The 5,515-nt window shown below is 51.0% G+C and carries 2 tRNA genes and 3 rRNA genes; all 5 read left to right on the forward strand.

Annotation, left to right across the window (positions count from 1 at the left end):
* Window positions 1–273 precede the first annotated feature (273 nt).
* The 5 genes from OSCI_RS03280 (at window position 274) to rrf (ending at window position 5,463) form a co-directional block, all read left to right on the forward strand.
* A 16S ribosomal RNA gene (locus tag OSCI_RS03280) occupies window positions 274–1,765 on the forward strand.
* Window positions 1,766–1,883: 118 nt separating this feature from the next.
* Window positions 1,884–1,957, forward strand: a tRNA-Ile gene (locus OSCI_RS03285).
* Between the two features lie 82 nt (window positions 1,958–2,039).
* Window positions 2,040–2,112, forward strand: a tRNA-Ala gene (locus OSCI_RS03290).
* Window positions 2,113–2,395: 283 nt separating this feature from the next.
* Window positions 2,396–5,278, forward strand: a 23S ribosomal RNA gene (locus OSCI_RS03295).
* 67 nt (window positions 5,279–5,345) lie between these two features.
* Window positions 5,346–5,463, forward strand: a 5S ribosomal RNA gene (gene rrf, locus OSCI_RS03300).
* The 16S, 23S and 5S rRNA genes sit together here with 2 tRNA genes alongside, the layout of an rRNA operon.
* Window positions 5,464–5,515: the final 52 nt, after the last annotated feature.

Raw genomic sequence — 5,515 nt, forward strand, 5'->3', positions numbered from 1 at the left:
CTGGGATTGACTCCAAAAAAAGTCAAAAAAACTTTGCCAAAACGCTTGACATTCCTTGGCAGTCGGGTTAGATTAATAAAGCGCCAGAAGGAAAGGCAACTGACCCGAAGCGCCCCGAACCTAGAAAAATCAATAGTTTGAAAGCACGAAGCACTATTTAAACCTCGTCAAAATTATAACGGGTCGAGAGTGAAAACTCAACACCCAAAAACAAAAAAACGAGAATCTCTTACTTAATGAGTAAGAGAGAGCCTAAAGAACTAACTTCGTTTCATCACGGAGAGTTTGATCCTGGCTCAGGATGAACGCTGGCGGTCTGCTTAACACATGCAAGTCGAACGGGTGTAGCAATACATTAGTGGCGGACGGGTGAGTAACGCGTGAGAATCTGCCAACAGGACTGGGACAACAGTGGGAAACCGCTGCTAATCCCGGATGTACCGCAAGGGAAAAGATTTATCGCCTGTTGATGAGCTCGCGTCTGATTAGCTAGTTGGTGGGGTAAAAGCCTACCAAGGCATCGATCAGTAGCTGGTCTGAGAGGACGATCAGCCACACTGGGACTGAGACACGGCCCAGACTCCTACGGGAGGCAGCAGTGGGGAATTTTCCGCAATGGGCGAAAGCCTGACGGAGCAAGACCGCGTGAGGGAGGAAGGCTCTTGGGTTGTAAACCTCTTTTCTCTGGGAAGAACAAAATGACGGTACCAGAGGAATCAGCATCGGCTAACTCCGTGCCAGCAGCCGCGGTAAGACGGAGGATGCAAGCGTTATCCGGAATGATTGGGCGTAAAGCGTCCGCAGGTGGCAATTCAAGTCTGCTGTTAAAGCGCAGGGCTTAACTCTGTAAAGGCAGTGGAAACTGAATAGCTAGAGTGTGGTAGGGGCAGAGGGAATTCCCAGTGTAGCGGTGAAATGCGTAGAGATTGGGAAGAACATCGGTGGCGAAGGCGCTCTGCTGGACCATAACTGACACTCACAGGACGAAAGCTAGGGGAGCGAATGGGATTAGATACCCCAGTAGTCCTAGCCGTAAACGATGGATACTAGGTGTTGTCTGTATCGACCCGGACAGTGCCGTAGCTAACGCGTTAAGTATCCCGCCTGGGGAGTACGCACGCAAGTGTGAAACTCAAAGGAATTGACGGGGGCCCGCACAAGCGGTGGAGTATGTGGTTTAATTCGATGCAACGCGAAGAACCTTACCAGGACTTGACATGTCGCGAATCTGAGTGAAAGCTCGGAGTGCCTTCGGGAGCGCGAACACAGGTGGTGCATGGCTGTCGTCAGCTCGTGTCGTGAGATGTTGGGTTAAGTCCCGCAACGAGCGCAACCCTCGTTTTTAGTTGCCAGCATTAAGTTGGGCACTCTAAAGAGACTGCCGGTGACAAACCGGAGGAAGGTGGGGATGACGTCAAGTCAGCATGCCCCTTACGTCCTGGGCTACACACGTACTACAATGGTAGGGACAGAGGGCAGCCAACTCGCGAGAGTGAGCTAATCCCGTAAACCCTGCCTCAGTTCAGATCGCAGGCTGCAACTCGCCTGCGTGAAGGCGGAATCGCTAGTAATCGCCGGTCAGCATACGGCGGTGAATCCGTTCCCGGGCCTTGTACACACCGCCCGTCACACCATGGAAGTTGGCCATGCCCGAAGTCGTTACTCTAACTCGCAAGAGAGGAGGATGCCGAAGGCAGGGCTGATGACTGGGGTGAAGTCGTAACAAGGTAGCCGTACCGGAAGGTGTGGCTGGATCACCTCCTTTTAGGGAGACCAACTGAAATTAACCTAATCCACTTTCACGGTTAATATTCAGATATCCCTGGTCGTTCGAGGAAATTGTTGTCAAACGTGCTTTCAAACTATTACCTAGTTCGGTTGATGGGCTATTAGCTCAGTTGGTTAGAGCGCACCCCTGATAAGGGTGAGGTCTCTGGTTCAAATCCAGAATGGCCCACCTTAATTAGAAATTGAAACGAGGAAATTAAAGATTGTTTATGATTTTTAATTTTTAATGTTTAATTTTTAATTTCACCAGTGGGGGTATAGCTCAGTTGGTAGAGCGCTGCCTTTGCAAGGCAGATGTCAGCGGTTCGAGTCCGCTTACCTCCACTCTTACCCAACCAGCCGAAAACCACAAAATCAATAACACCGACAACCAAAAATAAAGTCAAAAAACTGTTGCGCTTTTAGCAATATGTGATAGACTAGAAAGAGTGACTATAAAAGCTCAGCACCTAGATTCAGCTTCAAGCTAATCGGAATGCTGGTCTTCCAAGTCCAGCCAGAACCTTGAAAACTGCATAGAAATAAGTCATCAAAAAGTTTGACTGACATAGCCAGGAATTTATTCTAGGTGAAAGTCAAATCAAGCCGACAATCAAACAAAAAAAGTGGTCAAGCTACAAAGGGCTGACGGTGGATACCTAGGCACACAGAGGCGATGAAGGACGTGGCGACCTACGAAAAACTCCGGGGAGCTGGAAGCAAGCATCGATCCGGAGATCTCCGAATGGGGCAACCCTTAAGGCGCGTCGTTGAATACATAGATGACGCGCAGCCAACCGGGCGAACTGAAACATCTTAGTAGCCCGAGGAAAAGAAAGCAATTGCGATTTCCCTAGTAGTGGTGAGCGAACGGGAATCAGCCTAAACCAGGTGTTTTTACATCTGGGGTCGTGGGACAGCGACAAAAGACTGGAAAGGTTAGACGAAGTAGCTGAAAACTACACCAGAGAGGGTGAAAGTCCCGTAGTCGAAAATTAGACCAGCTTAGCTGCATCCCGAGTAGCACGGGGCCCGTGAAATCCCGTGTGAATCTGCGAGGACCATCTCGTAAGGCTAAATACTACTGTGTGACCGATAGTGAACCAGTACCGCGAGGGAAAGGTGAAAAGAACCCCGAAAGGGGAGTGAAATAGAACCTGAAACCGTCAGCTTACAAGCAATGGGAGCTCGATTTAACGAGTGACCGTGTGCCTGTTGAAGCATGAGCCGGCGAGTTATAGGCAGTGGCAGGTTAAGACATTTATCGTCGCAGCCAAAGCGAAAGCGAGTTTGAAGAAAGCGTTTCGTCACTGTTTATAGACCCGAACCCGGGTGATCTAACCATGTCCAGGATGAAGCTTGGGTAACACCAAGTGGAGGTCCGAACCGACTGATGTTGAAAAATCAGCGGATGAGGTGTGGTTAGGGGTGAAATGCCAATCGAACCCGGAGCTAGCTGGTTCTCCCCGAAATGTGTTGAGGCACAGCGGTCGAGATTAAGTTTGGGGGTAAAGCACTGTTTCGGTGCGGGCTGCGAGAGCGGTACCAAATCGAGACAAACTCTGAATACCAAACCCGTACTCGGCCAGTCAGACGGTGGGGGATAAGCTCCATCGTCGAGAGGGAAACAGCCCAGACCACCAGCTAAGGTCCCCAAATGACTGCTAAGTGATAAAGGAGGTGAGAGTGCACTGACAACCAGGAGGTTTGCCTAGAAGCAGCCACCCTTGAAAGAGTGCGTAATAGCTCACTGGTCAAGCGCTCTTGCGCCGAAAATGAACGGGGCTAAGCAGTCTACCGAAGCTGTGGAATATGAATAATATTGGTAGGGGAGCGTTCCGCAACGGTGTGAAGCACTAGCGACAAGCAGGTGTGGACTGTGCGGAAGTGAGAATGTCGGCTTGAGTAGCGCAAATGTAGGTGAGAATCCTACACCCCGAAACCCTAAGGGTTCCAGAGCCAGGCTCGTCCGCTCTGGGTGAGTCAGGTCCTAAGGCGAGGCCAAACGGCGTAGTCGATGGATAACGGGTTAACATTCCCGTACCGATAATTGTTGGTGCAGAGGGACGGAGAAGGCAATCGCCAGCCGGATGTTGGTTACCGGTTTAAGTATTCGAGGTGTTGAGAGACGGTGAAAACGTCTTGAGCTGAGGTACGAGTACGACCTCCTACGGGAGGGAAGTGGTAGATGTCATGCTTCCTAGAAAAGCTCTAAACACCATAAACAGTTATTGCCTGTACCCGAAACCGACACAGGTAGGGAGGTTGAGTAAACCAAGGGGCGCGAGATAACTCTCTCTAAGGAACTCGGCAAAATTGCCCCGTAACTTCGGAAGAAGGGGTGCCACCGCAAGGTGGTCGCAGTGAAGAGTCCCAGGCGACTGTTTACCAAAAACACAGGTCTCCGCTAAGTCGCAAGACGACGTATGGGGGCTGACGCCTGCCCAGTGCTGGAAGGTTAAGGAAGTCGGTCAGGGAGTAATCCTGAAGCTGGCGACTGAAGCCCCAGTGAACGGCGGCCGTAACTATAACGGTCCTAAGGTAGCGAAATTCCTTGTCGGGTAAGTTCCGACCCGCACGAAAGGCGTAACGATCTGGGAGCTGTCTCGGAGAGAGACTCGGCGAAATAGAATTGTCTGTGAAGATACGGACTACCTGCACCTGGACAGAAAGACCCTATGAAGCTTTACTATAGCCTGGAATTGTGTTCGGGCTTCGCTTACGCAGGATAGGTGGGAGGCTTTGAAGTTCTGCTTGTGGGCAGGATGGAGCCAACGGTGAGATACCACTTTAGCGAGGCTAGAATTCTAACCTTTTCCCATTATCTGGGAAAGAGACAGTTTCAGGGGGGTAGTTTGACTGGGGCGGTCGCCTCCTAAAAGGTAACGGAGGCGCACAATGGTTCCCTCAGGCTGGTTGGAAATCAGCCATAGAGTGCAAAGGCATAAGGGAGCTTGACTGTAAGACCTACAAGTCGAGCAGGGTGGAAACACGGTCTTAGTGATCCGACGGTTCCGTATGGAAGGGCCGTCGCTCAACGGATAAAAGTTACTCTAGGGATAACAGGCTGATCTCCCCCAAGAGTCCACATCGACGGGGAGGTTTGGCACCTCGATGTCGGCTCATCGCAACCTGGGGCGGAAGTACGTCCCAAGGGTTCGGCTGTTCGCCGATTAAAGCGGTACGTGAGCTGGGTTCAGAACGTCGTGAGACAGTTCGGTCCATATCCGGTGCAGGCGCAAGAAGATTGAGAGGATTCCTCCCTAGTACGAGAGGACCGGGAGGGACGCACCGCTGGTGTACCTGTTATCGTGCCAACGGTAAACGCAGGGTAGCCAAGTGCGGAGTGGATAACCGCTGAAAGCATCTAAGTGGGAAGCCCACCTCAAGATGAGTCTTCTCATGGAGTTATCCAGTAAGGTCACGGGCAGAACACCCGTTGATAGGCGTTAAGTGGAAGTCCTGTGAGGGATGAAGCTGAGGCGCACTAACAGACCGAGGGCTTGACCTCTGACTTTTGATTTGATCATGACTTGTTTCTTTGCAGTCTTCAGGGCTCTTATACCCTTACAGCTTTTCCTGGTGTTTATGACGCGGTGGAACCACACCGATTCCATCCCGAACTCGGATGTTAAACGCTGCTGTGGCGAAGATACTTGGTGGGTCACTGCCTGGGAAAATAGCTCGATGCCAGGGATTTCTATTCTACAATGCCTCTTTCTCATACTCAGAAAGGGGCTTTGTTTTG

This window comes from Kamptonema sp. PCC 6506, from assembly GCF_000180455.1.
Lineage (GTDB): Bacteria > Cyanobacteriota > Cyanobacteriia > Cyanobacteriales > Microcoleaceae > Kamptonema > Kamptonema formosum.